This is a genomic window from Kitasatospora sp. NBC_01266 (assembly GCF_036242395.1).
In the GTDB taxonomy this organism is placed as follows: Bacteria; Actinomycetota; Actinomycetes; order Streptomycetales; family Streptomycetaceae; genus Kitasatospora.
Map to the genome: position 1 here is coordinate 3,427,409 of NZ_CP108458.1, position 24,764 is coordinate 3,452,172.

Sequence of the window (24,764 nt, forward strand, 5' to 3'; positions counted from 1 at the left end):
GGTGGTCCAGCGCGCTCAACACGTCTGTTGAGCGCGCTGGATCGGGTGTGGTCAGGCTGCGGACAGGCGGTCGAGCAGCGCGGCGCCGGAGCAGATGAGCCCGCACTGGCCGCAGCGGATGGTGAAGTCGGTCGGGCCGGTGGTGGCGGACAGGCGGCCGCCGCACGGGCAGTTGAGGTCCAGCGCGGTCTCCTCGCCGTCCTGGTGATCGCCGATCGCGCGGTCGAGTCGGCGCCGAGCAGTCGCGGCGGTGCGGGCTATCTGGTGGCGCTGGTCGTCGGTGAGCGGCCGGAACGGGCCCGTGGCGCTGGTGAGCCGGCACGCGAGCCACGCGGCGGCCACCGCGCCGTCGCGGTGGGCCATGTTGAACCGCCAGCGGCGCTTGTCCGCGCTGTCCTTGGCGGCCATGAGTGCGAGCGAGCGAGCAACGTCGTCGTTCGGGCTGGCCGACCGGATCCGCGCGGTGAACGCGGGCCGCTGGATGGCGGAGGCGATCTCGTCCGCGAGCGTGCACAGCGCGTCGTCCAGCGCGGTGATCACGTCCAGGACCGGCACGCGCAGCGGCGCCGGCCGCTCGCCGGGCGCGGTCGCGGTCCGCTCGGCGTACTCAGCGGCGGCCTCGGCCAGGTCGGCCTCGTCACGTTCCAGGTGCGCGATGCCCATCACGGGCGGCCAGGTGGCCGGGGTGCTCGTGGTCAGCTGCTCGCGGAGCGCGGGCCAGCTGGTGGTGATGTGTCGCAGGTCGGCGACGGCAGTAGCGGTGGTGCTGGTCACTGTGGCTCCTGTGCGGCGATGGTGTCGTGGGCGTGGTGGGCAGGCCTGTGAGCTGTCAGCTCTGGCTGGCGATCAGGTGCCAGGCAGGGGCCGGGTGGTCGGCGTAGTCCAGTTCCAGGCAGGCGTGGTGGAGGCGCGCGTCACGCTCGGCCTGCCCAGTCGGGTCGGGTGCCGGAATCGTCTCGGTCTCGCCCATGTCGGCGTCGGCGTAGTCGGTGCACAGGTAGGTGGTGTGCTGGTCGTACGGTCCGGCGCTGGCGTGGCTGACGCCCTGGTGGTGGGCGAGGATCGAGTCGAGGAGTTCCTCGCCGCGCCAGCCGGCGGCGTCGTGGTCGTCGGGGAGCGGGATGCCGTAGAGGACGATGGCGCTGTTCCAGATGCCCATGGGGCTACCTCCGTCAAGTGGTGATGGTGGTGGGGTTACGGGTCTGCTGCTGGAGTGCGCGGAGTCGGTGGGCAAGTCCGCCGGCGGATCGGCGCTCCTGCTCGCGGTCGCGCCGGTCGTGCTCGGCCAGCCACAACAGGCGGTTGCGATCGCGGGGCTGGAGGCGTTTCGAGGCCTCGGTGATCAGCCGCTGCAGCTCTGCGCGTTCGGTGTCGGTGAGCGGCAGCGGAGTGCGCTGGGCGGTCACGACAGACCCGCCAGCTTCCGCAGGTCGCGGGCGATGCTCTCCAACGCCTGGTTGGTGTACTCCTCGTCATCGATCGGCTGCGGGATCCTGCTGGCCAACACGGTCTTTGAGGCCTGTGCGAGCACCGCGGCCGCAGCGGCGGTCCAGGCGGCCTGGATCGGCTCGCCGAGGTGCTCCCAGGCGGGCATGGGGCGGTCGTCGTGGGTGAGGCCGCCGGTCGCGGTGCCGTAGGCGGTGTAGGCGAGCTGAGCGGGGGTCTGGGCGGTCGTCATGACGGGTTGGTCCTCTCTGTGGGCTCGATGGCGAACAGGCCGGCGGCGGCGCGGCGGTGAAGCTCCTCGGCCTGGGCCTCGATCTCTGCCTCGAGCGCGCGGCCTTCGCTGTCGAGCGCCCAGACGATGGCGGCCACGGTGCCGATCAGGGTGTAGGCGGTCAGCGCGCGGATCAGCATGGGCAGGATCACGAGACTGCCCCGGTCGGGCTGTAGCCGGTGTGGGCGTCGGCGTCGATCGGGGTATAGCCGGTCCACGGCCAGTGGGTGCTCCAGCCCTGGCGCAGGTAGGTGGGCCAGGCGCGTTCGTCGCGGCCGCCGCGCCAGGGCAGTACGCGCCGGGCTCGCTCGTCCTGGGCGGAGCGCTCGTCCTCGACCGGGCGCAGGCCCAGCCCGAACTCGGGCCAGCGCAGCCACAGCGAGCTGCCGACGGGTGCGAGGCCGCGCGGGCCGAAGCCGGTGGCCTTGGCCGCGTGCGCCTCCAGGGACAGCGTGCAGCGGGCGGTGGCGCGGGCTTCGTCCAGGACCACGGTCACCTTGCGGGCGTGCTCTTCGGAGTTGGGGTCTCCGGCGTGCAGGCGGTAGATGGGGCCGACGACCAGCAGGTCCGGCATGACGGTCTCGACGCGGCGCATCAGCCAGGAGCGGCCCTCGGCGCGGGTCAGGTCGACGCCTTCGGGGCGGATGTCGATGTGGAGCTGGCCGCGCTTGACGGGGGTGTGCAGGCGCTCGGCGATGTTCATCAGGGCGCGGTAGTGGCGGCGGGACTGGCGGCCGGAGTTCTCGCAGTCCAGGACCAGGACGCGTTGCGGGCCGAGGTGGTTGGGCTCGTTGGGCTTGCTGGGGTGGGAGGCGAACGGCAGGACGCCGGCGGCCGCGGTGACGGCGAGCTGCCGCTGAAGGACGGACTTGCCGCCGCCCTCGCCTGCGGTCCAGATGATCCGGTCGGTGTGCTCGAGGAGGCCGGGCAGGACCCAGTCGTGGTCGGTGTCGTCGATGGCGAGGAAGTCGTGCATGTCGAGCACGGGCTGGTCTTCGCGGGCGCGGCCGGCGTCGCGGACGTCGCGGAGCTTGGCGACCGCGTGCTCGGCGAGGTCGCCGGCGTCGTCGTCGGTGGTGAGTTCCCAGGCGGCCTGGGCGATCTGCTGTCCGGCGGCGATGAGTTGGCGGCGCTGGGCCAGGTCGCGGATCCGGTCGGCGAGCCAGTCTGCGTTCAGGGCGTAGGTGCCGACCTCGACCAGGGTGTGCAGGTAGCCGACGCCGCCGATGCGCTGCAGGCCCCCGGAGCGCTGCAGGGCCGCGGTCAGGGTGATCGGGTCGATGGGCTCACCGTCCTCGGCGAGGTCGAGCATGGCGCGGTGGATGGTCTCGTGGCCGGGCCGGTAGTAGGCGCCCGGGTCGAGGCGCAGGTCGCGCAGCAGGCGCCTGGCGTCGTGGTGCAGGAGGATGCGGCCGAGCAGGCCCATCTCGGCGCCCAGGTCGTGGGGTTGCGCGCGGGCCCAGGGCTCCACCGCGAGGTCCTCGGGCGCGGGGGGCTGGTCGTCAGGCTCGGTGGTCATCAGAAGATCCCTTGGTCGGCCCAGCGCTGGTGGGCGGGCTGCTGGGGCCCGGCTGGCTGAGGGGTGTGCAGTTCGTCGTCGTAGCGCTCGGCGTTGAGCCAGCTGCTGGGGTGCGGGATGAACTTCGGGTCGGTGCCGGCGGCGGCGTGGAACGCCGCGTGCCGTGCGGCGGCGGCTACGAGGTGCTCGGGCTCGGCACCGCGAGCCAGCGCCTTGGTCCACGCGGTGCGGGCTGCGCCCTTGCCGACCCGGCGGGGGTAGGCAGTCCAGAACGCCTCGAAGGCGGCGTCGGGAGGCGGTGGCGATGCGCGCTGGGTCGGAGAGTTATCTCTCTTGAGGGGTATGAGGGGTAGGGGTCCGGGTTTCCCGGACCCTTTCGGGGTCAAATCCGGACCCTTTCGGTGAGTTGCGTCCGGAGAACCCGGACCCTTTCGGGCCTCATTGGGTCCGGGTTCTCCGGACGCAAACCCCTCATTGGGTCCTGGAGATCCGGACCCTATGGCGTCGTTTGGGTCCTGGAGATCCGGACCCAAACCGGGGTTTGCGTCCGGAGAACCCGGACCCTTTGGAGTGCTCGCGGCGGTGGCCAGGACGGGGATCCGGTAGACCGCGCGGCGCCCGCGGCGGCCGGCCTCGACCACCTCCAAGGCGCCCTTGGCCCGCAAGGCCTTGAGGACGTCGTAGCGGCTGGAGCGGCTCGGGATCCGCATCCGACGGACCGTGCTCGGGTCGTCCTCGACGCCCGGCCAGCAGACCCGGGTGGCGTCGTTGGCGTCTTCCGCGAGCACGCCGAGCACCCACGCCTCGCGATGCGTCAGCGTCGCGGGCGCGTGGTCCATCACCTCGGCGATCAGGCGGATTCCCACGTGTAGCGGCCCTTCGATGATGTGCGGCACGGTGCCGGTGATGGGCGCCCGCGGCGGAAGGCGTTCGGCCGCTCCCGCCACGGGCCGTCAGGGGGCGGCGATCAGCCCGGGAGTCGTCCCGCTCGCTTCTCGGCCAGCGCCAGCCGGACGAGGTCGGCCACGACGCTCAGCAGGGCGCACACGGACGCGGGGTACTGCTCATCGCCGGAGCTCAGCGCCGCGCCGAACAGGGCGGAGCAGGTGTCGGTGTCGCCGTTGCTGTAGGCCACCAGGAAGCGCAGCGCGAACGCCTGCGGGGGGTCGGCGGTCAGGGCGCCTGGGGTGGCTTCGGCCATTGCCCATATACCGTCCTCGCCCGGCGCCCGCTCGCCGTACAGCAGCGTCAGGGCGTGCCTGCCGGCCGTGGCGATGGCGCAGCAGACGCCGAACATGTCGGCGTTGGTGCCGTTCTGGCCGAGGGTCTCCAGCGCGGTAGCGGCCCGGTCAGCATCGCCATCGATGGCGTAGCCGATGGCTTCCTGGATCAGCGTCACGGTCTCGTCCTGGGTCATGTCACTCCGTCGAGGTGGGGCCGGGCGGCGCGCTGGCCGCCCGGCCGGGCGGGTCAGAACGGCGATTGATTGCTGTGCCACGGGTCGGCTGCGGCGCGTCGGCGCCATGACCGGCGGGGCAGCGGCAGCACGAGCACCGCGAGGTCCACGTCCCAGCAGGGGCACAGACATTCGTGGGTGCCGCCGTACTCGCCGGACTCGTCGGCGTAGTCCTGGCTCCAGCCGCCCTCGCCGCAGCAGTCCGGGCAGTCGGGGCGCGGGGTGTCGGCGACGTACAGGCCTCGGCGCGGCCAGTCGCGGCGGCCCAGCCGGTAGCGGCCAGCGGGCAACCGGAGCAGGAACCAGCCGGAGCCGTTCGGGCGAACCAGCTCCAGCGCGGGAACGGGGTCCTCGACACGGACGACGCGCCAGGCCGACCGCGAGCGCGGGGAGTTGCTCACCGCTGCCCCCGGTTCCGGCGCGTCGGGCGGCCCTGCCGGCGCTCGTAGCGGATCTGCTCGGCGTAGGCCTCGATGATGAGCAGCAGGACCAGGCCGCCGAGCGCCACCGCCCACCAGGCGCCGGCGCTCACAGCTCGCCGCCGGGCAGCGTGGTGGCCTCGGTCCAGCTCGCGCCCGCGTCCAGGGCGGCCCTGGCCTGCTCGCTGGTGACGTAGCCGGCAGCCGGGCGTTCGGCGATCCGGCTGCGGAGGTAGGCGACGGTGGAGGCCGGCTGGTAGCCCGGACCTTCGAGTAGGGCATCGAGGACGATCACGATCTCCATCGCTCGGTCCTCGAGTACCTGCTGCCGAGCCCGACCACCGGCGACGGTGGCGGCGTGCGGGAGGTCGAGTGCCTCGCGGACCGCCGTCAGGGCGTCCGGCATCCAGCCGGTGGCGTGGCGCTGCTCGTCGCGTGTGCGGTCGTGTGCGGCCTTCTCGTCCGCCAGCGCGGCGGTGAGCCGTCCGATCTCCGCCAGCAAGGCGGGGACGTCCTCGCGGGCGATCCTGGCTCCCCAGTCGGCCATGACGGCCGCTCCGGTGATCAGATCCGGGGTCCGCTGCTCCCACGCGAGAGCGAGCGTCTCGGCGCGAGCCCGCGTCTCCTCCACCCGCGCTGGCGTCAACGACTCCCGGGCGCTCACGCCGCCACCTCGATCCCCGTGACGGTGACGGCCGCCTGGACGGTGGCCGGCACGCTCGCGAGGAGCGTCACGCGCAGGCCGTCGCCGAGCTGCGCCGTGGCGGTCCGGATCGTGCGGGCGCCGTCGACGGCCTCGGTACGGCGGTCGCTGCTGCCGTGGGCGCCGAGCAGCTGGCGCCAGCAGTCCAGGGTGCGCAGCGCGCTGTCGTCGGCCGAGTAGAGCGTCCCGGTCACGACCGCGCCGCATACGGTCCAGATCGGCGCAGCGACCACACCGGCGGCCGTCGCGTTCTCGGTCAGGTCGACCAGCAGCGCGAGCGCGGCGGCCTGGGAGTGCAGTTCGGTAGGCTCGTTGATCACGGCCTGCCTCCTCGTTGTCTGTGGGTGATCGGTGGGCCGGGGCCGTCCCGGGTTGGCGCCAGGGGACGGCCCGCCCAAGTTCGTGGGAGCGTCAGGCGACGCGGCGACCGCTGTGCGCAGCCGGAGTGATCTCGCCAGCGGCAGAGATTCGGCGGATGTGCTCCGCCGTGAACTTCGTGCGGCCCGCGATGAAGGTGCAGGCGATGCGGCGGTCAGCGACCTGACCAGCCAGCCAGCGCTTCGAGACGCCCAGCAGATCGGCCACCTCGTCGATCGAGAAGTGCCGCAAGCCAGTGCTGTCGGGCGCTGTCTCCTTCTTCCTGCGCCCGGTCGTGGCCTTGGTAGTGGTCACGGCGTTGGTTTCCTCCCTGTTGATGGCGGCGACCGGCACGCCCAAGGCCGCTGCGATTCGTCGAAGGGTCGCCTCGCTCGCGCCTGCTTCTCCCCGTTCAAGCCGAGAGATGTGGCTGCTATCACACGAGGATCGGCCCGCGAGTTCATTGACGCTCATTTTCTGTGCGCCCCGCAGTGCCCTGATTGCCGTGCCGTTCGGTGTCACGAACAGAAAACTAACCCGCGCTCGTGCGAGAGACAACCCCTCCTGCACAGTTTTAGTGCATCCTGACCCATCGGGTCAGGATGGCACCCGTGCCACGTGCACCGCTTTGCCCAGTTTCATGCACCATAGATCCCTTGGTGCACACCCTTAATGGCAGGTCAAACGACTGAAACGGTGCTATCGCGTTGCGTAGTCGTGCTGCATGATGGAGGCATGACGCAAGACTGGGCCCGACTGGGCAGCGCGCTGCGCGCCGACCGTCAGGCAGCTGGCGACACGCAGGACAGCGTGGCCGAAGCGCTCGGGGTGCACCGCAACACGGTGACTGCAATCGAGGCAGGCTCCAGCCGCCGGATCACCAGTACGATCCGCGCCTACGCTCGTGAACTCGGCTGGGACGATGGCTCGGTCGAAGCGGTCCTCGCCGGTGGTGAGCCCTGTAGAACGGGCGTAGTTGAGGCCGTACCAGCACCGAGCAGCGCCGCCGAGGATCTCGCCCAGCGCCTGGCGGCGGTGCTCGTGGCACGCCTCCCCCAGCGCGCCCTCCAGGAGTTGAGCGACGGTCACGTGGTGGACTTCGACGTGGTCGACCTGCGGGAGGATGGTTCGGCCGCGATCCTCAACCTGGTGGTCGAGCGCGGGGCCGACCTGCCGCCAGCCGAGCAGATTCGTGATGATCTGCGGGAGTGGACGCACGTGCAGCGGGGCATGAGGCGCGTGGTGCAGGAGCGACAGCAGACACAGGCGATCGATCAAGTGTCTGATTAGCTTCACACAGAGCCGCCAGGCGAATACAGTGTGATCACCTGCGAGGAGGGTGGCACCGCTCGGCCAGGTGGTAAGGGGGAACCGCGCATGCCGCGGATCCACGTAGAGAGAGTGCCGTCGATTCCGCACGGTGGCACGGCGCTCCTCGACGTTGCGGACGATGTCAGTTCAGTGGACAGCACGGTGCCCGTTTGGGTCCTGGAGTCCGAGTTCACCGATGACGAGGCACGGCAGCTGGAGCAAGCGCTCCAGGAAGAAGCCGACCGCGCGGCCTGAGCCGCCAGCGTCAGAACGTAGATCAACACCACACGGCCCGGCAGGCCGGCGCCGGGGGGCGCCCCTGCCGGGCCGTGTGTTCTTCTTCGCCAAGGGGTGGCACATGGCCCACGCGTACAAGCGCGGGAAGTTCTGGCACGTCCGCTACAAGAAGCCTGACGGCAAGTGGGGCTCGGCATCCCGCGACGCGGATGGGACCCGCTTCGCCACCGAGCGCCTGGCCGAGAAGTACGGTCACGCCCTGGAGACGGACGTCGATCGGAAGGTCTTCATCAACCCGGTCGACGGCAAGGTGACGGTGAAGGCCTGGGCGGAGACCTGGCTCGACTCGATCGAGGTCGGCCCACTCAGTGAACGGGACTACCGCAGTCGACTGCGGGCGGCGATCATCCCGTACTGGGGCCACCTGGAGGTCGCCCAGATCACCACCGTGGCCTACAACACGTGGGTCAAGGGCATGCGCACAGCCGGCCGGTCGGCCAACTCAATCCGGGGCATCACCTCGGTCTTCCGGACGATGCTGGACGACGCGGTCCTGTCGAAGGTGATCGGCTCGAACCCTGTGCCACCGAAGAAGGCGGCGAAGCGCGGGAAGTTCAAGGGGAAGCCGAAGGAGGACGACGTCGTCATCGCGACGCCGCGCCAGGTGCTCCTCGCAGCCCGGAACGGACTGGCCCTTCGCGGACTCAGCCTCTACGCCCTGGTGCTCACCGTCTCGTACGCGCAGATGCGGATCGGCGAGGTCGCCGGCCTGCGCCGCGAGAACCTGCAACTAGTCGATGCGGGCGAGGGTGCGCGGATCGTCCTGGCCAAGCAGAGCCAGTACGTCGACGGCAAGCCCACACTGCTGGACCCGAAGTACGACAGCGATCGCGGCCTGATCATCCCGCCCTTCCTGGCCGAGATCCTGGCCCAGCTGCTCGCCTCTCACACGTCCGAGTGGGTCTTCACCGCGCCGAAGGGCGGGCGCCTGCTCATCGGCGGCGACTTCTACGCGGACACCTGGCGCCCGATGATCGACGGCCGCGCCCCGATCCCCAGCAGCCGCGGCCACAAGGCCCGGCCGGCCATACGGCCGGTGGCCGGGATTCAGGGGATGGTGCCGCACGGCTGTCGGCACTCGGGCAAGGTCTGGATGGACGAGGCCGGCGACATACCGCGCGTGGCCGTGGAGGAGCGCATGGGCCACACCCTTCCCGGCGTCGAGGGGACCTACTCGCACACCACGCTCGCCATGGAGAGACGGATCGCTGACCGCTTCCAGGCGCTGTGGGAGGAGTCCCAGCGGGTCGTGGTCGATCGCCGTGAGTTCGGCCCGATCCCGCCCCCGCGCGACGCTTCCGAGGGCATCGCGCAGAAATCCCGCAGTTGATCTTGGATGTCCGTTTTGGGGGAAACCAAGAGACCCCCTCTCGATCTCGTCGAGAGGGGGTCCCTTATTTGCCTTGACGTGGGAGTATGTCAGCCAGTGGGCAGGTTGCGGGCCATGACGATCCGCTGGACCTGGTTGGTTCCTTCGTAGATCTGGGTGATCTTGGCGTCGCGCATCATCCGCTCCACCGGGTAGTCACGGGTGTAGCCGTAGCCGCCGAGCAGCTGGACGGCGTCGGTGGTGACCTCCATCGCGACATCCGAGGCGAAGCACTTGGCGGCCGCGCCGAAGAAGGTCAGGTCGGCGTCGACACGCTGCGACTTGGCGGCGGCGGAGTAGGTGAGCTGGCGGGCCGCCTCCAGCTTCATCGCCATGTCGGCGAGCATGAACTGGACGCCCTGGAAGTCGCCGATCGGCTTGCCGAACTGCTTGCGCTCCTTGACGTAGCCGGCGGCGTAGTCGAGCGCGCCCTGGGCGATGCCCAGCGCCTGGGCGGCGATGGTGATCCGGGTGTGGTCCAGGGTCTTCATCGCGGTGGCGAAGCCGGTGCCCTCGGCGCCGATCATGCGGTCGGCCGGGATCCGGACGTTGTCCAGGTAGACCTCGCGGGTCGGCGAGCCCTTGATGCCCAGCTTCTTCTCCGGCGCGCCGAACGAGACGCCCTCGTCGCCCTTCTCCACCACGAAGGCGGAGATGCCCTTGGAGCGCTTCTCGGGGTCGGTGACCGCCATCACGGTGTAGAACTCGGAGACGCCGGCGTTGGTGATCCACCGCTTGACGCCGTTGAGCACCCAGAAGTCGCCGTCGCGCACCGCGCGGGTCTTCATGCCCGCCGCGTCCGAACCGGCGTCCGGCTCGGAGAGGCAGTAGGAGAACATGCCCTCGCCGCGGGCCAGCGCGCCCAGGTACTTCTGCTTCAGCTCCTCGGAGCCGGACAGCTGCACCGGCAGCGAGCCGAGCTTGTTGACCGCCGGGATCAGCGAGGAGGAGGCGCAGACCCGGGCGACCTCCTCGATCACGATGACGGTGGCCAGCGCGTCCGCGCCGGCGCCGCCGTACTCCTCGGGGACGTGCACCGCGTGCAGCTCGTTGGCCTCCAGCGCGTCCCGGGCCTCCTGCGGGAAGCGGCCGTGCTCGTCCACGTCCGCCGCGAACGGGGCGATCTTGGCCTCGGCGAGCGCGCGGACCGTCTCGCGGAGCATCTCGTGCTCCTCCGAGATCCGGAAGAGGTCGAAATCGGCGTTGCCAGCCATGGTCTGCTGCCCCTCTGCGAAACGACGTTAATTACCGTTAAGTAGTTACACATTCTAGGCCCGGGGGCCGCGATGAACAGACGTGACGTCGGTGACATGCCGATCGACGGATACCATCGGTGGCTGCACCTCGGTCCTGGTCCGGAGCACCGGTTCGAAGCCCTGACCCGTGGTCCTGGTTCGAAGTCCTTGTCCGATCCTGCTCTGCATGCCGGTCATACCCCGGCAGCCCGCGAAGGGGAAGCCCTGTGGCTCTGCGTATCTCGGTCATCGGCACCGGCTATCTCGGCGCCACCCACGCGGCCGCTCTCGCCGAGCTGGGCTTCGAGGTGCTCGGGCTGGACATCGACCAGGACAAGCTGGTCGCGCTGGCCGCCGGCCAGGTGCCGATGTACGAGCCGGGCCTGTCCGAGCTGCTGGTCAAGCACGTGGCCGGCCACCCCGGCTCGACCGGGCGGCTGCGCTTCACCTCCTCCCCCGAGGAGGTCGGCGAGTTCGCCGACGTCCACTTCATCTGCGTGAACACCCCGCAGAAGAAGGGCGAGTTCGCCGCCGACATGTCCTACGTCGACCTCGCGGTCGAGCAGCTCGCCCCGCACCTGACCCGCCCGGTCCTGGTGGTCGGCAAGTCCACCGTCCCGGTGGGCAGCGCCGGCCGGCTGGCCGAGCGGCTGACCGCGCTGGCGCCGGCCGGCGAGGGCGTCGAGCTGGCCTGGAACCCGGAGTTCCTGCGCGAGGGCTACGCGGTCGGTGACACCCTGCACCCCGACCGGATCGTGATCGGCGTGCGCGAGGGCGGCCGGGCCGAGGAACTGCTGCGCGAGGTGTACGCGACCCCGCTGGGCGAGGGCGTGCCGCTGGTGGTCACCGACTACCAGACCGCCGAGCTGGTGAAGGCCGCCGCCAACTCCTTCCTGGCCACCAAGATCTCCTTCATCAACGCGATGGCCGAGGTCTGCGAGAGCGCCGGTGCCGACGTGACGCAGCTGGCCAAGGCCCTCTCCTACGACGACCGGATCGGCGGTCGCTTCCTCAACGCCGGCCTCGGCTTCGGCGGCGGCTGCCTGCCCAAGGACATCCGCGCCTTCATGGCCCGGGCCGGCGAGCTGGGCGCCGACCAGGCGCTGACCTTCCTGCGCGAGGTCGACTCGATCAACATGCGGCGCCGCTCCCGGATGGTGGAGCTGGCCCGCGAGCAGTGCGGCGGCGGTTTCCTGGACCGCCGGGTGGCCGTGCTCGGCGCCTCCTTCAAGCCCGACTCGGACGACATCCGCGACTCGCCCGCGCTCAACGTGGCCGCCCAGATCCAGCTGCAGGGCGCCCAGGTCACCGTCTACGACCCCAAGGCGATGGACAACGCCCGCAAGATGTTCCCCTCCCTCTCCTACGCCGACTCGCCCAGCGAGGCCGCCGTCGGCGCCCATGTGGTGCTGCACCTGACGGAGTGGCAGGAGTTCCGCGAGCTGGACCCGGTGGCGCTCGGCGAACTGGTCGCCGAGCGGCGCGTGCTGGACGGCCGCAACGTGCTGGACGGCGCGCGCTGGCGCGCGGCGGGCTGGACGTACCGGGCGATGGGGCGGCCGAGCTAGTGCCGCGCGCGGCCGCAGGAATCGCGCGGCCGGGTGCGATGTTGCACCCGGCATGACCGACTTCCGCGACCCGGCCACCGTCCGCGAGATCCTCACCGGCACCGGGGACACCTGGGCCGTGGTGGGTCTGTCCACCAACACCCGCCGGGCCGCCTACGGGGTGGCCCAGGTGCTGCAGCGCTACGGCAAGCGGATCGTGCCGGTGCACCCCAAGGCCGAGACGGTGCTCGGCGAGCAGGGGTACGCCGCGCTGGCCGACATCCCCTTCGAGGTCGACGTGGTCGACGTCTTCGTGAACAGCGCGCTGGCCGGCAAGGTGGCCGACCAGGCGGTGGCCAAGGGGGCCGAGGCGGTCTGGTTCCAGCTGGACGTGATCGACGAGGCCGCCTACCAGCGGACCACGGCCGCCGGGCTGCGGATGGTGATGGACCGCTGCCCGGCGATCGAGATCCCGCGGCTGTAGCACTCCGGGCCGCGGTCAGCCGTCCAGCTGCTCCAGGGTGGCGATCGAGGGCTTGCGATCGCCGCCCAGCTCGCGGGCCACGTCCTCGGCGGCGCGCAGCACCCGCACCGCGTTGCCCCAGGTGAGCTTGCCGAGATCGGCCTCGGACCAGCGGCGGTCGAGGAGTTCGGCGACCAGGTTGGGGTAGCCGGAGACGTCGTCCAGGCCCGCCGGGGTGAACGCGGTGCCGTCGAAGTCACCGCCGATGCCCAGGTGGTCGATGCCGGCCACCTCGCGCATGTGGTCCAGGTGGTCGGCGACGGTGGCCGTGGTGGCGACCGGGCGCGGGGTGCCGGCCTCGAAGGCGTGCAGCACCCTCATCGCGTCGGGCGTGTGCGCCAGGGGGTGGAAGCCCGCCGCCTCCAGGGCCTGGGCGGCCTGGGCGTTCCAGCCGAGCGCCTCGGCCGAGATGAAGTGCGGCACGAAGGTGGCCATCGCCACGCCGCCGTTGCCGGGCAGCTGGGCGAGCACGTCGTCGGGGATGTTGCGCGGGTGGTCGTGCACCGCGCGCGAGGAGGAGTGCGAGAAGATCACCGGCGCCTCGGTGACCCGCAGCGCGTGGCGCATGGTGTCGGGCGAGGTGTGCGAGAGGTCGACCAGCATGCCCAGCCGGTTCATCTCCCGGACCACCTCCTCGCCGAAGCGGGTGAGGCCGTGGGCGGCCGGCTCGTCGGTGGCGGAGTCGGCCCACGGGACGTTGTCGTTGTGCGTGAGCGTCATGTACCGCACGCCCAGCTGGTGCAGCGTGCGCAGGGTGGCCAGCGAGCAGTTGATGCTGTGCCCGCCCTCGGCGCCCATCAGCGAGGCGATCCTGCCCTCGGCCCGGGCGGCCTCCATGTCGTCGGCCGTCAGGGCCAGCCGCAGCCGGTCCGGGAAGCGGGCGACCAGCGCGCGCACGAAGTCGATCTGCTCCAGCGTGGCGCTGACCGCGGCGTCCCCGGCCAGCTTGGCGCTGACGTAGACGGACCAGAACTGCGCGCCGACCCCGCCGGCCCGCAGCCGGTCGAGGTCGGTGTGCAGTCGGCCGCGCTGGTCGGCGGCCAGATCGATGGCGTCCAGGTCGTAGCCGACCTGGCTGCGCATCGCCCACGGCAGATCGTTGTGGCCGTCCACCACGGGGGCGGCGGCGAGCAGGGTACGGGCCCGTTCCAGCTGATCAGGGGTCATGGACCCCATCCTGCCTACCGGCTGAAGCCGAAGGAAGCGGAACCCGCCACCTTGGCGCGCAGCTTCTTGCCCTTCTCGGTGGCCTGGTGGTTCAGCTCGGCCTGGAACTCGGTCATCTTCTCGGTGAGCTCCGGGTCGAAGGCGGCGATCATGCGGACCGCCAGCAGGCCCGCGTTGCGCGCGCCGGCCACCGAGACGGTGGCCACCGGCACGCCGGCCGGCATCTGCACGATGGAGAGCAGGCTGTCCATGCCGTCCAGGTAGCGCAGCGGGACCGGGACGCCGATCACCGGCAGCGGGGTCACCGAGGCCAGCATGCCGGGCAGGTGGGCCGCGCCGCCGGCGCCGGCGATGATCGCCTTCAGGCCGCGCTGGTGGGCCTGCTCGCCGTAGCCGATCATCTCGCGCGGCATCCGGTGCGCGGAGAGCACGTTGACCTCGTACGGCACCTCGAACTCGTCGAGCGCCTGGGCGGCGGCCTCCATCACGGACCAGTCGGAGTCGGAGCCCATGGCGATGCCGACGAGCGGCGTGGCGCTGTTCGTCATTCGGTGATCGTGCCTCTCAGGTAGGCGGCCGCGTGGCGGGCGCGCTCGCGCACGTCTTCGAGGTCGTCCCCGAAGACGGTGACGTGGCCGACCTTGCGGCCGGGCTTCACGTCCTTGCCGTACATGTGGATCCGCAGCCCGGGGTCGCGGGCCATGCAGTGCAGGAAGGCGTGGTACATGTCCGGGTAGTCGCCGCCGAGCACGTTGACCATCACGGTCCACGGGGCACGCGGGCGCGGGTCGCCGAGCGGCAGGTCGAGGACGGCCCGCAGGTGGTTCTCGAACTGCGAGGTGACCGCGCCGTCGATCGACCAGTGGCCGGAGTTGTGCGGGCGCATGGCCAGCTCGTTGACCAGGATCCGGCCGTCGCGGGTCTGGAACAGCTCGACGGCCAGGTGGCCCACGATGTCCAGCTCGCCGGCGATCCGCAGCGCGAGTTCCTGGGCCTGCCCGGCCAGCGCCGGGTCCAGGTCGGGGGCCGGTGCGGTGACCTCGGCGCAGACGCCGTTCTCCTGAAGGCTCTCCACCACCGGGTAGGCGACCGCCTGGCCGCTGGGCGAGCGGACCACGTTCGCGGCCAGCTCGCGCAGGTAGTCGACCTTCTCCTCGGCCAGCACCCCGACGCCGGCCAGGAACGGCGCCCGCGCCTGCTCCTCGTTGTCGACGACCCAGACGCCCTTGCCGTCGTAGCCGCCGCGCACCGTCTTCAGCACCACCGGGTAGCCGTCGCCCTCGTTCGCGAAGGCGGTGACGTCGGCGGGGTCGGCGACCAGGCGGTGGCGCGGGCAGGGCGCGCCGATCGAGTCCAGCTTGGCCCGCATCACGCCCTTGTCCTGCGCGTTCACCAGCGCTTCGGGCCCGGGCCGCACGGCGACGCCGTCGGCCAGCAGGGCGCGCAGGTGCTCGGTGGGGACGTGCTCGTGGTCGAAGGTGACCACGTCGCAGTCGGCGGCGAAGCGGCGCAGGGTCTCCAGGTCCCGGTAGTCGCCGAGCACGGTGTCGGCCACCACCTGGGAGGCGGAGTCCTGCGGGGTGTCGGCGAGGAGCTTGAAGCGAATGCCGAGCGGGATGCCCGCCTGGTGCGCCATGCGGGCCAGCTGTCCGCCGCCTACCATGCCCACCGTTGGAAATTTAATGCTGCCCGGGAAAGTCACCCTGCCAGGATATCCGGGCAGCTCCAGCGGGGTGCACGCCCGGCCGCCGCCGGGGTGGGCGGTGGGCCGCGCCGGGCTCGCGCCGGGGAGGGTGTGCGGGAGCCGGTAGCCTGGATGGCCGGACCCGAACGGGGCACTGATCCGATCATGTGCCCTCGCCCGCAGGCCACTTCCGGCTTTCGGTGAGCAGCACACAGGAGACCTCCGGATGACCAAGCACAGTGTGCACCGACGCCCCTCCCTGACCCAGCGGTTGCGTGGCGCCTCCGGCGAGGTGCTGAAGTTCGCGGTCGTCGGTGTGATCGGCATCGTGGTGAACTTCGGCGTCTCCAACGCCATGATCCACGCCACCCACTGGGCGCCGGTGCGCTGCTCGGTGATCGGCACCGCGGTGGCGATCCTGGTCAACTACGTGGGCTACCGGTACTGGGTGTACGGGGAGAGTGACGCGGCCTCGCGCCGTCGGGAGATCACGCTCTTCCTGGTGTTCAGCGGGATCGGCCTGCTGATCGAGAACGGCACGGTCTGGTTCACCACCTACTCCCTGGGGATGACCGGCACGCTGGCCCTGAACGCCTCGAAGATGGCGGGCACCGGCGTGGCCACGCTCTTCCGCTTCTTCTCCTACCGGACCTGGGTCTTCAAGGCGATGCCGGAGCTGGCCGAGCACGAGCAGCAGCCGGGCCAGCCGGTGGTGGTGGCGCAGGCCGAGCGGATCCTGGCGGCCGAGGAGAGCAACCAGTACGCGAAGTAACGGCAGTACGACACAGCGGCAGCGCACCGGGCGGCAGCGGGACCGGCTCGTAGCTAGCTGATCACCGCACGGTTGAGGAAGAGCGCGAAGACCGGCGGCTTGAGCGAGAGCAGCTCCAGCCGCCCGCCGTCCGCCTCCGCCAGGTCGCGGGCCACCGCCAGGCCGATGCCGGTGGAGTTGCGCCCGCTGACCGTCCGCTCGAACACCCGGTTGCCCAGCTCGGCCGGCACCCCCTGGCCCTCGTCCTGCACCTCGACCACCACCGAGCTGCCGGACGGCCGCACCCGCAGGGTGACCGTCCCGGCACCGTGCATCAGCGAGTTCTCGATCAGCGTGGCCAGCACCTGGGAGACGGTCCCCGGGGTGCCCATCGCGGTCACCCCGCCCAGGCCCTCGATCACCAGCCGCCGCCCGGCGCCGCGCATCGTGGCCGCCCACTCCTCGCGCTGCTGGCGGATCACCTCGTCCAGCGGGAAGCCGCCGGCGCTGGGGCCGTGGGTGTCGCGCTGGTTGGTGAGCAGCCGCTGGACCACGTCGGTCAGCCGCTCGACCTGCTGCAGCGCGATGGTGGCCTCCTCGCGCACCGTCTCCGGCTGGTGGGCGAGCGCGGTGATCTCCTCGAGCCGCATGGAGAGCGCGGTCAGCGGGGTGCGCAGCTGGTGCGAGGCATCGGCGGCCAGCCGGCGCTCGGCGGTGAGCATCCGGCCGATCCGCTCGGCGCTGGCGTCCAGCACCTCGGCCACCCGGTCCAGCTCGGGCACCCCGTAGCGGCGGTCGCGCGGGCGCGGGTCGCCGGAGCCGAGCCGCTCGGCGGTCTCGGCCAGGTCGGTGAGCGGGCGGGCCAGCCGCCGGGCCTGCCAGACCGCGAGCGCCACCGCCGTCTGCACGGCCAGCAGCGTCACCAGCCCGAGCACCAGCAGCATGTCGCCGATCTCGCGGGTGACGTCCGCCCGGGACTGCTCCACGGTCACCGTCTCGCCGCTGGGCCCGTTCTCGGTGGCCCGCAGCGGGCTGCCCTTGGGCCGGTCACCGATGGTGATCAGCGGCTGGTTGGGGATCTGGATCTCGGCGTAGTCCCCCTCGATCGCCTGGGTGCCGATCCGCTCCTGGGTGACCGGCTCGCCCGCCGCCAGCCGGCTCTCCACCAGCCCGATCAGCCGCACCGCCGCCGCGTCCACCCGGTCCTGGGCGGTGTTGACGATGCTCTGCTTCTCGACCAGCGCCAGCGGCACGCAGAACACCACCACGACCACCAGGACCACGCCCAGCAGCGAGTTGATCATTCTGCGTTTCACGCGGTGGCGCCCCGAACCTAGTTCTTCTCGAAGCGGAAGCCCACGCCGCGCACGGTGGCGATGTAGCGGGGGTTGGTGGCGTCGTCGCCGAGCTTCTTGCGCAGCCAGGAGATGTGCATGTCCAGGGTCTTGGTGGAGGTCCACCAGGTGGTGTCCCAGACCTGGCGCATGATGTCCTCCCGGGTCACCACCCGGCCCGCGTCCCGGACCAGCACCCGCAGCAGTTCGAACTCCTTGGCCGAGAGGGTGAGTTCCTCCTCGCCGACCCAGGCGCGGTGCGACTCGATGTCGATCCGCACGCCGTGCGCGCCGGTGGAGAGCGAGTCGACGTTGCCGCGCCGCAGCAGGGCCCGGACCCGGGCGAGCAGTTCGGCCAGCCGGAACGGCTTGGTGACGTAGTCGTCGGCGCCGGCGTCCAGGCCGACCACGGTGTCCACCTCGTCGGCGCGGGCGGTGAGCACCAGCACCGGGCAGCTCTTGCCGTCCGCCCGCAGCCGGCGGCAGACCTCCAGGCCGTCCATCTGCGGCAGGCCGAGGTCGAGGACGACCAGGTCGACCTCCTCCTCCAGGCCCGCCTCCAAGGCGGTCGGGCCGTCCTGTCGGACGAGCACCTCGTAGCCCTCGCGTCGCAGCGCACGGGCCAGCGGTTCCGAGATAGCCGGGTCGTCCTCGGCGAGCAGCACACAGGTCATGGGGGCATGGTAGTCCGCCCGCCGACCAGTGATCAGGGCGTTGGCGGTGCGCCCGGCCGTCGCACCGCTGCCCGTCCGCCCGCGCGGCGCAACCGCGCGCGGGCGCCATCGGCACCCGCCGGCGCCGGCGCGCGCGGCCCGGCCCACCGCCGGCACCTTTCTCCGATCTCGCAGCGTCACCACCCCGCCATCGAGCGGGGACCGTTCCCCGCCATTCGGCGGGGCCGTCCGGGACGGCGCCGCACCGTCATCGAACTCGGCCGCACAGCGGCTCTTCTGACGCCTGGCCAACCCACCCCGAGGATAATTCCGGCACTTGGAACCGGTACGAACCGCCCAACTCGCACGCCGCAGCTGAGCATCCCTTGAGCAACCGGTCGGCCCAGGTCATAACGCATCGTGAGAAATTCGCCGGATCACGGAAATGCGCTCGGGAAACCCCGCCGAATGACCCTTGTGGGACACCTTTCCCGCCGCTAAGTTCATCCTCATTCCACCGCCCGACCGGCGGCGGAATCCCTGATTTCCCGCCGCCGACCGATCGGCATCATGCGGGTATATCCGCATGCGCCGATCACGGCGGCACTGCACAATTCCCAGGAGCAAGACATGCAGAACAAGAAGTCGACCGGCAAGCGCCGCGTGGCCACCGTCATCGCCACCCTCGGCATGGCGGCCGGCCTGACCATGATGGTCGGCGGCACGGCCAACGCCTCGGCCTTCGGCGACGGCAGCCCGGACGCGTGGCAGAGCGGCCAGGTCGGCTACACCCTGGGCTGCCAGCTGAGCCACGCCCTGTTCCACACCACCTTCAGCTGCAAGTGAGCCTTCAGCCGTAACCGGGCCACCGGCCGGGCGGTCGCCGCAGCCCCCAGGGGCCCGGCGGCCGCCCGGCCCGCCTGCCCCACCCGGCGGCGCACACACGGGCTGCGTGAAGTAATTCACACCGCGTGATGCTGACGTTCCGTGCACGCAGACCTGCGCTTCGTAGACCGTAGTCCGGATCAAGCCAGGTGCCCACGAGGAAGCCGTAGCTTCGAAGGAGTAAACGCCGGTTCACCTTGGATTCATCCCCAGGCCCCCGGAGTCCATATGCCGAATCGATACGATCAGTGGACTTCTATCCGGACATGTCCGGTCCGGGCTGGCCGTACAGTGGTTTCGTCCCCCCGTGTCGCACTCCGTGGCGATCTGCTGCACCCAGTAGCAGGCAACCACCACCACGGAGTTCGGGCTCGACCGTCCACCACCTCGCAGACGGCGGACCCCACGCAGCAAGGAACCACTAAGCATGGCGTCTACGACCTTGGACCTCGGCACTCAGCAGCCGACCTCCTCCGGCGGTAAGACCTTCTTCGGGCACCCCCGCGGGCTCGCCAACCTCTTCATGACCGAGATGTGGGAGCGATTCAGCTTCTACGGCATGCGTGCCGTGCTGGTGCTCTACCTGGTCGCCAGCACCTCGCACGGCGGCCTCGGCTATTCGGCCGGCCTCGCCGCCGCCATTTACAGCGTCTACAACGCCATGGTCTACCTGCTGGCCCTGCCCGGCGGCTGGATCGCCGACCGCTTCTGGGGTCCGCGGAAGACCGTCGCCGTCGGCGGCTGCATCATCATGCTCGGCCACTTCCTGCTGGCCGTTCCCGCCACCGTCTCGTTCTTCGCGGGCCTGGCCCTCATCGCGGTGGGCTCCGGCCTGCTCAAGGCCAACATCTCCACGATGGTCGGCCACCTCTACGACGGCCCGAACGACCCGCGGCGCGACGGCGGCTTCACCGTCTTCTACATGGGCATCAACCTCGGTGCGCTGATCGGCCCGCTGGCGATCGGCACCGTGGCGCAGAGCGTCAACTGGCACCTGGGCTTCGCCCTCGCCGGTGTCGGCATGGCGCTGGGTCTGGGTCAGTACCTGCTGGGCAGCCGCCACCTGGACGCGCGCAGCAGCCAGGTCAGCTCCCCGATCACCCCGGCCGAGAAGCGCGTGATCCTGCGCAAGGCGGGCCTGTGGGCCGCCGCGGCCGCGGTCTTCTACGGCGTGGTCTGCGGCAGCGGCCACTTCACCATCAGCTGGGCGATCTGGCCGCTGTCCATCGCCGGCATCCTGATCCCGGCCTTCTACATCCGCCGGATGCTGGCGGACCGGGAACTGACCGGCGACGAGAAGTCGAAGGTGCGCGGTTACGTCTGGTTCTTCGTCGCGGCCGCCGCATTCTGGATGATCTACGACCAGTCCGGCTCCACGCTGAACATCTTCGCCACCCAGAACACCGCGTCCTCGCTGTTCGGTGTGCACTTCTTCTCCAGCTGGTTCCAGTCGCTGAACCCGCTCTACATCATGGTGCTGGCCCCGGTCTTCGCCTGGCTGTGGGTGGCGCTGTCCCGACGGGCGAAGAACCCCAGCACCACCATGAAGTTCGCCATCGGCCTGCTGCTGATCGGCCTCTCCTTCCTGGTCATGATGCTGGCGATGGCCGCGGCTACCGGCGGCACCAAGGTCACCCCGCTCTGGCTGGCCCTCGTCTACCTGGTGCAGACGGTCGGCGAGCTGAGCCTGTCCCCGGTCGGCCTGTCGGTCACCACCAAGCTGGCCCCGGCGAAGTACGCCAGCCAGATGATGGGTGTCTGGTTCCTCGCCGTCACCGCCGGTGACTGCGTGGCCGCGATGGTCCAGCTGGTGCTCGGCGACTCGACCGGCACGACCTGGTACTTCGCCTCGCAGGGCGTGCTCGCGATCATCCTGGGCATCGCCCTGGCCTTCTCCCGCAAGCGCGTCAACAAGCTGCTCGGCGACATCCACTGACGCCGCGCCGCTGACGCGGCCATGCGTGAGGGCCGCCACCCGATCCGGGTGGCGGCCCTCACGCATGCACCGGCAACGCCTGTACCGGCAACGCACTTACCGGCACGGGCGCTCAGACCTCGCGCACGCCCGCCCGCCAGACGGCCGCCGTCAGCGGGACACCCGGGCGGTAGGCCAGGTGGACCGGGGACGGGGCGTCGAGCAGCAGCAGGTCGGCGCGGGTGCCGGGGGCGATCCGGCCGACGTCGGTGCGGCGCAGGGCGCGGGCGCCGCCGATGGTGGCGGCGTGCACTGCCTCGTCGGGGGTCATGCCCATCTCGCGCACGGCCACCGCGATGCAGAAGGCCATCGAGGTGGTGAAGCTGGAGCCGGGGTTGCAGTCGGTGGAGAGCGCGACGGTGGCCCCGGCGTCCAGCAGGCGGCGGGCGTCCGGGTAGGCGGCCCGGGTGGAGAACTCGGCGCCGGGCAGCAGGGTGGCCACCGTGCCGGAGCCGGCCAGCGCCGCCACGTCCGCGTCGGTCAGGTGGGTGCAGTGGTCGGCCGAGGCGGCGCCCAGCTCCACCGCGAGCTGCACGCCGGGCCCGTAGGAGAGCTGGTTGGCGTGCACCCGGGGGGTCAGGCCGCGCTCGATCCCGGCGGTCAGCACCGCCCGCGCCTGGTCGCCGTCGAAGGCGCCGTTCTCGCAGAAGACGTCCACCCAGCGGGCGTGCGGGGCGCAGGCGTCCAGCATCTCGCCGGTGACGAGGTCGACGTAGCCCGCCGGGTCGTCCGCGAACTCGGGGGCGACCACGTGCGCGCCCAGGTAGGTGGTCTCCGGGGTGTGCCCGGCGGCGATCCGCAGCGCGCGGGCCTCGTCCTCGACGGTGAGGCCGTAGCCGGACTTGCACTCGACGGTGGTGGTGCCCTGGCGCAGCGCCTCGCGGATGAACCGGGCCAGGTTCGCGTCCAGTTGCTCGTCGGTGGCGGCCCGGGTGGCGGCCACCGTGGTGCGGATGCCGCCCGCGGTGTATGCCTGGCCGGACATCCGGGCGTTGAACTCGGCGGTCCGGTCGCCCGCGAAGACCAGGTGGGCGTGCGAGTCGACGAAGCCGGGCAGCAGTGCCCGGCCCTGCGCGTCGTACACCTGGTCGGCGGCGGGGGCGTCGGCGGCCCGCCCGGTCCAGGTGATCACCGAGCCGTCGATCACCACGGCGGCCTGCTCGAGGAGTCCGAGCAGGCCGGGGTGTGACGGGTCGTTGGTGACCAGAGCGCCGATGTTGGTGATCAGGGTGCTGGTCATGAGCCCTTCAGGAGGTGGTACGTAGCGGGGAGGAGCAGGACCGGTCTACGGAAGCAGCGCGGCGATGGCACCGCGCAGCGCTGACGGGACGTCGGTCAGGGCCTGGTGCACCCCGTCGATGACGATCCGCCGGCCGCCGACCACCACGTGCCGGACGTCGGCCGCCGAGGCGGCGAAGACGGCGGTCTCGGCGCCCAGGTGCGGGGCCGGGCCGGCGGTGCGCACCGAGTCCAGCGCCAGCACGGTGAAGTCGGCCAGCGCCCCGGCCTCGATCCGGCCGGCCTCCGGCCAGCCGAGCGAGGCGTGGCCGTCCTCGGTGCCGGCCCGCAGCAGCGCGCCCGCGGTCCAGTGGCCCCGGGTGCGGGTGCGCAGGCGCTCGTTCAACTCCAGCGCCCTGGCCTCCTCGAACGGGTCGATCACCGCGTGGCTGTCACTGCCCAGGGTGACCGGGCAGCCGCCGCTGGCCAGTTGCCGGGCCGGGCCGATGCCGTCGGCCAGGTCCCGCTCGGTGGTCGGGCACATGCAGATCACCGTGGAGGAGTCGGTCAGCAGCTTGACGTCCTCCTCGGTCAGGTGGGTCGCGTGCACGGCGCTGGTGCGCGGCCCGAGCACGCCGTGGTCGGCGAGCAGCCGGGTCGGGGTGACGCCGTGCGCGGTCAGGCAGGCGTCGTTCTCGGCGGTCTGCTCGGACAGGTGCACGTGCAGCGGTGCCTTGCGCATCGCCGCCCAGTGCGCCACCGTGCTCAACTGCTCGGCCGGCACCGCGCGTACCGAGTGGATCGCGGCGCCGAGCCGGGCGTGCTCGCGGGGCTTGAGCGCGCTCGCCCGCTCGGCCCAGGCCTCGGCGTCCCCGTCCCCGAACCGCAGCTGGGGCTTGGTCAGGTCGGCGCCGAAGCCGGAGGAGAGGTAGCAGGTGTCGAGCAGCGTGATCCGGATGCCGGCCCGGGCGGCGGCCTCGATCAGCGCCTCGCCCATCGCGTTGGGATCGTCGTACCGGGCGCCGCCCGGGGCGTGGTGCAGGTAGTGGAACTCGCCGACCGAGGTGATGCCGGCCAGCGCCATCTCGGCGTAGACGGCGGTGGCCAGCGCCAGGTAGCTGTCCGGGTCGAGCGCGCCGGCGAACCGGTACATGGTGTCGCGCCAGGTCCAGAAGGTGCCGGAGCCGACCTGCACGGTGCCGCGCAGCGCGCGGTGGAAGGCGTGCGAGTGCGCGTTGGCCTGGCCGGGGACCAGCAGGCCGCGCAGCCGCACGGCGTGCGCCGGGCAGGGGCCGCTGTCCGGGGTGACCGAGGCGATCCGGCCGTCCGCGGCCACCTCGATCAGCACCTCGGACTCGACCACCGGGCCGTTGACGTGCGGCAGCCAGGCGTGTTCCGCCCAGTAGCTCCGCACCACCTCACCGCGGGGTTCACGCTGGTCGGTCTGCGTCACCGATGGCATGCCAGGTCCTCCAGGACGTCCGCGAGTGCGGCCACACCCGCAAGGCAGTCGGGCTCCTCGGCGTGCTCGGCCGGGGAGTGCGAGACACCGCTCGGGTTCCGTACGAACAGCATGGCGGTCGGCACGGCGGATGCCAGGATTCCGGCGTCGTGTCCCGCGCCGGTGGGCAGCACCGGGACGCCGCCGAGGGTGGCGACCAGCCGGTCGCGCAGCGGGACGTCGAAGTCCACCACCGGCGTGTAGGACTCACGGGTCAGCTCGACCTTGACGCCGTCGCGCTCGCCGCGCTCCGTCGCGGCCTGCCGGATCTGCTCGACCAGCTCGTCGAGGGTGGCCTCGTCGGCCGCCCGGGAGTCCAGCCAGCCGCGCACCAGCGAGGCGATCGCGTTGGTGCCGTTGGGCTCCACCGCGATCTTGCCGAAGGTGGCCAGCGCGCCGGCCAGCTTGGCCTTCTTGCGGGCCGAGAGCACGGTGTTGGCGTAGGTGATCATCGGATCGCGGCGGTCCTCGATCCTGGTGGTGCCCGCGTGGTTCGCCTCGCCGTGGAAGTCGAAGCGCCAGCGGCCGTGCGGCCAGATCGCCCCGGCCACCCCGACCGGCTGGTCCTCGCCCAGGTAGCGGCCCTGCTCGACGTGGAGTTCGACGAAGGCGCCGATCCGGGAGAGCCGCTCGTGGTCGGCGCCGATCGCGCTCGGGTCCTGCCCGGCCTGCTCCATCGCGTCGGGCAGCCGGCGGCCGCTCGCGTCGCGCAGCTCGTACGCCTGGTCCCGGGTCAGCAGTCCGGCGCTGAGCCGGGAGCCGACACAGGCCACGCCGAACCGCGCGCCCTCCTCGTCGCCGAAGTTGACGATCGCCAGCGGCTTGCTGAACTCGGCTCCCCGGGAGCGCAGTTCGTCCAGCGCGGCGAAGGAGGAGACGACACCGAGCGGGCCGTCGAAGGCGCCGCCGTCCGGCACCGAGTCCAGGTGCGAGCCGGTGACGATGGCGCCCTCGCCCGCACGGTCGCCGAGCCAGGCCCACTGGTTGCCGTTGCGGTCCAGCTCGTAGCCCAGGCCGCGGCTGCGGGCCTGCTCCTCGAACCAGGCCCGGCACTCGGCGTCGGCCGCGTTCCAGGCGTGCCGGCGGTAGCCGCCGGAGGCGGCGGAGCGGCCCACGGGGAGCAGCTCCGCCCACATCGCACCG

At 71.5% G+C, this 24,764-nt stretch carries 30 protein-coding genes; 8 read left to right on the forward strand and 22 right to left on the reverse strand.

Annotated elements, in window-relative coordinates; all coding sequences use genetic code 11:
• Positions 1-51: 51 nt before the first annotated feature.
• The 13 genes from OG403_RS14615 to OG403_RS14675 form a co-directional block, all read right to left on the reverse strand.
• Positions 52-774: a hypothetical protein gene (locus OG403_RS14615; RefSeq protein WP_329564679.1), complete on the reverse strand. Its 723-nt coding sequence runs from the start codon at positions 772-774 to the stop codon at positions 52-54.
• Positions 775-829: 55 nt separating this feature from the next.
• Complete coding sequence (locus OG403_RS14620) at positions 830-1,159, reverse strand: hypothetical protein (RefSeq protein ID WP_329564680.1); 330 nt, start codon at positions 1,157-1,159, stop codon at positions 830-832.
• 13 nt (positions 1,160-1,172) lie between these two features.
• Positions 1,173-1,406 carry a hypothetical protein gene (locus OG403_RS14625; RefSeq protein WP_329564681.1) on the reverse strand — a complete coding sequence of 78 codons (234 nt, stop codon included), beginning with the start codon at positions 1,404-1,406 and terminating at the stop codon, positions 1,173-1,175.
• Positions 1,403-1,678 carry a hypothetical protein gene (locus tag OG403_RS14630; RefSeq protein WP_329564682.1) on the reverse strand — a complete coding sequence of 92 codons (276 nt, stop codon included), beginning with the start codon at positions 1,676-1,678 and terminating at the stop codon, positions 1,403-1,405. Before OG403_RS14630 ends, OG403_RS14625 begins: the two co-directional genes overlap by 4 nt.
• Positions 1,675-1,857: a hypothetical protein gene (locus tag OG403_RS14635; protein ID WP_329564683.1), complete on the reverse strand. Its 183-nt coding sequence runs from the start codon at positions 1,855-1,857 to the stop codon at positions 1,675-1,677. Before OG403_RS14635 ends, OG403_RS14630 begins: the two co-directional genes overlap by 4 nt.
• An 8-nt stretch (positions 1,858-1,865) precedes the next feature.
• Positions 1,866-3,236: an AAA family ATPase gene (locus OG403_RS14640; protein WP_329564684.1), complete on the reverse strand. Its 1,371-nt coding sequence runs from the start codon at positions 3,234-3,236 to the stop codon at positions 1,866-1,868.
• Positions 3,236-4,132 (reverse strand): hypothetical protein, encoded by an 897-nt coding sequence (locus OG403_RS14645; RefSeq protein ID WP_329564685.1) that lies wholly within the window; start codon positions 4,130-4,132, stop codon positions 3,236-3,238. The genes OG403_RS14640 and OG403_RS14645 overlap by 1 nt, the downstream gene beginning before the upstream one ends.
• 71 nt (positions 4,133-4,203) lie before the next feature.
• Positions 4,204-4,653 (reverse strand): hypothetical protein, encoded by a 450-nt coding sequence (locus OG403_RS14650; RefSeq protein WP_329564686.1) that lies wholly within the window; start codon positions 4,651-4,653, stop codon positions 4,204-4,206.
• Between the two features lie 53 nt (positions 4,654-4,706).
• A complete protein-coding gene (locus tag OG403_RS14655; protein WP_329564687.1) occupies positions 4,707-5,093 on the reverse strand; it encodes a hypothetical protein in 387 nt (128 codons plus the stop codon).
• Entirely contained in the window at positions 5,090-5,224 is a 135-nt protein-coding gene (locus tag OG403_RS14660; RefSeq protein ID WP_329564688.1) for a hypothetical protein, read from the reverse strand. Before OG403_RS14660 ends, OG403_RS14655 begins: the two co-directional genes overlap by 4 nt.
• Entirely contained in the window at positions 5,221-5,775 is a 555-nt protein-coding gene (locus tag OG403_RS14665) for a hypothetical protein (protein WP_329564689.1), read from the reverse strand. The genes OG403_RS14660 and OG403_RS14665 overlap by 4 nt, the downstream gene beginning before the upstream one ends.
• Positions 5,772-6,134, reverse strand: coding sequence for a hypothetical protein (locus OG403_RS14670; protein ID WP_329564690.1), 363 nt, complete (start codon positions 6,132-6,134; stop codon positions 5,772-5,774). The genes OG403_RS14665 and OG403_RS14670 overlap by 4 nt, the downstream gene beginning before the upstream one ends.
• Before the next feature lie 91 nt (positions 6,135-6,225).
• Positions 6,226-6,693 carry an XRE family transcriptional regulator gene (locus OG403_RS14675; protein ID WP_329564691.1) on the reverse strand — a complete coding sequence of 156 codons (468 nt, stop codon included), beginning with the start codon at positions 6,691-6,693 and terminating at the stop codon, positions 6,226-6,228.
• A 213-nt stretch (positions 6,694-6,906) separates the two neighbouring features.
• Between OG403_RS14675 and OG403_RS14680 the strand changes: the two genes are divergently transcribed.
• The 3 genes from OG403_RS14680 (at position 6,907) to OG403_RS14690 (ending at position 9,109) form a co-directional block, all read left to right on the forward strand.
• Complete coding sequence (locus tag OG403_RS14680; RefSeq protein WP_329564692.1) at positions 6,907-7,461, forward strand: helix-turn-helix domain-containing protein; 555 nt, start codon at positions 6,907-6,909, stop codon at positions 7,459-7,461.
• Between the two features lie 87 nt (positions 7,462-7,548).
• Entirely contained in the window at positions 7,549-7,737 is a 189-nt protein-coding gene (locus tag OG403_RS14685; protein ID WP_329564693.1) for a hypothetical protein, read from the forward strand.
• 103 nt (positions 7,738-7,840) lie between these two features.
• The gene (locus OG403_RS14690; RefSeq protein ID WP_329564694.1) at positions 7,841-9,109 is read left to right on the forward strand and encodes a tyrosine-type recombinase/integrase; all 1,269 of its coding nucleotides are present in this window, start codon (positions 7,841-7,843) and stop codon (positions 9,107-9,109) included.
• 89 nt (positions 9,110-9,198) lie between these two features.
• Here OG403_RS14690 and OG403_RS14695 read toward each other — a convergent pair whose 3' ends face one another.
• The gene (locus OG403_RS14695) at positions 9,199-10,362 is read right to left on the reverse strand and encodes an acyl-CoA dehydrogenase (RefSeq protein ID WP_329564695.1); all 1,164 of its coding nucleotides are present in this window, start codon (positions 10,360-10,362) and stop codon (positions 9,199-9,201) included.
• A gap of 248 nt (positions 10,363-10,610) precedes the next feature.
• On the opposite strand from OG403_RS14695, the gene OG403_RS14700 reads away from it, so the two are divergent.
• Together OG403_RS14700 and OG403_RS14705 are read left to right on the forward strand one after the other, a co-directional pair.
• On the forward strand, positions 10,611-11,951 hold the full coding sequence (locus OG403_RS14700) for a UDP-glucose dehydrogenase family protein (protein ID WP_329564696.1): 1,341 nt from the start codon (positions 10,611-10,613) through the stop codon (positions 11,949-11,951).
• A 52-nt stretch (positions 11,952-12,003) separates the two neighbouring features.
• Positions 12,004-12,414 carry a CoA-binding protein gene (locus OG403_RS14705; RefSeq protein WP_329564697.1) on the forward strand — a complete coding sequence of 137 codons (411 nt, stop codon included), beginning with the start codon at positions 12,004-12,006 and terminating at the stop codon, positions 12,412-12,414.
• Positions 12,415-12,429: 15 nt separating this feature from the next.
• Here the strand turns inward: OG403_RS14705 and OG403_RS14710 are convergent, their stop codons facing one another.
• The 3 genes from OG403_RS14710 to OG403_RS14720 are packed head-to-tail and all read right to left on the reverse strand — an operon-like array spanning position 12,430 to position 15,304.
• Positions 12,430-13,620, reverse strand: a complete 1,191-nt coding sequence (locus OG403_RS14710) for a dipeptidase (RefSeq protein WP_329564698.1) — start codon at positions 13,618-13,620, stop codon at positions 12,430-12,432.
• Between the two features lie 14 nt (positions 13,621-13,634).
• Entirely contained in the window at positions 13,635-14,168 is a 534-nt protein-coding gene (gene purE, locus OG403_RS14715; RefSeq protein WP_329564699.1) for a 5-(carboxyamino)imidazole ribonucleotide mutase, read from the reverse strand.
• Positions 14,165-15,304 carry a 5-(carboxyamino)imidazole ribonucleotide synthase gene (locus OG403_RS14720; protein WP_329572311.1) on the reverse strand — a complete coding sequence of 380 codons (1,140 nt, stop codon included), beginning with the start codon at positions 15,302-15,304 and terminating at the stop codon, positions 14,165-14,167. The genes purE and OG403_RS14720 overlap by 4 nt, the downstream gene beginning before the upstream one ends.
• A gap of 226 nt (positions 15,305-15,530) precedes the next feature.
• Here OG403_RS14720 and OG403_RS14725 point away from each other — a divergent pair, with 226 nt between their 5' ends.
• The gene (locus OG403_RS14725) at positions 15,531-16,076 is read left to right on the forward strand and encodes a GtrA family protein (protein ID WP_329564700.1); all 546 of its coding nucleotides are present in this window, start codon (positions 15,531-15,533) and stop codon (positions 16,074-16,076) included.
• 53 nt (positions 16,077-16,129) lie between these two features.
• Here the strand turns inward: OG403_RS14725 and OG403_RS14730 are convergent, their stop codons facing one another.
• Both OG403_RS14730 and OG403_RS14735 read right to left on the reverse strand, forming a co-directional pair.
• Positions 16,130-17,371, reverse strand: a complete 1,242-nt coding sequence (locus OG403_RS14730; RefSeq protein WP_329564701.1) for an ATP-binding protein — start codon at positions 17,369-17,371, stop codon at positions 16,130-16,132.
• A 17-nt stretch (positions 17,372-17,388) separates the two neighbouring features.
• Positions 17,389-18,063 carry a response regulator transcription factor gene (locus tag OG403_RS14735; RefSeq protein ID WP_329564702.1) on the reverse strand — a complete coding sequence of 225 codons (675 nt, stop codon included), beginning with the start codon at positions 18,061-18,063 and terminating at the stop codon, positions 17,389-17,391.
• Positions 18,064-18,672: 609 nt separating this feature from the next.
• Here OG403_RS14735 and OG403_RS14740 point away from each other — a divergent pair.
• Positions 18,673-18,888: a hypothetical protein gene (locus OG403_RS14740; protein ID WP_329564703.1), complete on the forward strand. Its 216-nt coding sequence runs from the start codon at positions 18,673-18,675 to the stop codon at positions 18,886-18,888.
• A gap of 466 nt (positions 18,889-19,354) precedes the next feature.
• The gene (locus tag OG403_RS14745; RefSeq protein ID WP_329564704.1) at positions 19,355-20,863 is read left to right on the forward strand and encodes a peptide MFS transporter; all 1,509 of its coding nucleotides are present in this window, start codon (positions 19,355-19,357) and stop codon (positions 20,861-20,863) included.
• Between the two features lie 112 nt (positions 20,864-20,975).
• Here the strand turns inward: OG403_RS14745 and hutI are convergent, their stop codons facing one another.
• The 3 genes from hutI to OG403_RS14760 are packed head-to-tail and all read right to left on the reverse strand — an operon-like array spanning position 20,976 to position 24,757.
• Complete coding sequence (gene hutI, locus OG403_RS14750) at positions 20,976-22,142, reverse strand: imidazolonepropionase (RefSeq protein WP_329564705.1); 1,167 nt, start codon at positions 22,140-22,142, stop codon at positions 20,976-20,978.
• A 45-nt stretch (positions 22,143-22,187) separates the two neighbouring features.
• Positions 22,188-23,582 (reverse strand): formimidoylglutamate deiminase, encoded by a 1,395-nt coding sequence (locus tag OG403_RS14755; protein WP_329564706.1) that lies wholly within the window; start codon positions 23,580-23,582, stop codon positions 22,188-22,190.
• Positions 23,570-24,757 (reverse strand): allantoate amidohydrolase, encoded by a 1,188-nt coding sequence (locus OG403_RS14760; RefSeq protein ID WP_329572313.1) that lies wholly within the window; start codon positions 24,755-24,757, stop codon positions 23,570-23,572. Before OG403_RS14760 ends, OG403_RS14755 begins: the two co-directional genes overlap by 13 nt.
• Positions 24,758-24,764 lie beyond the last annotated feature (7 nt).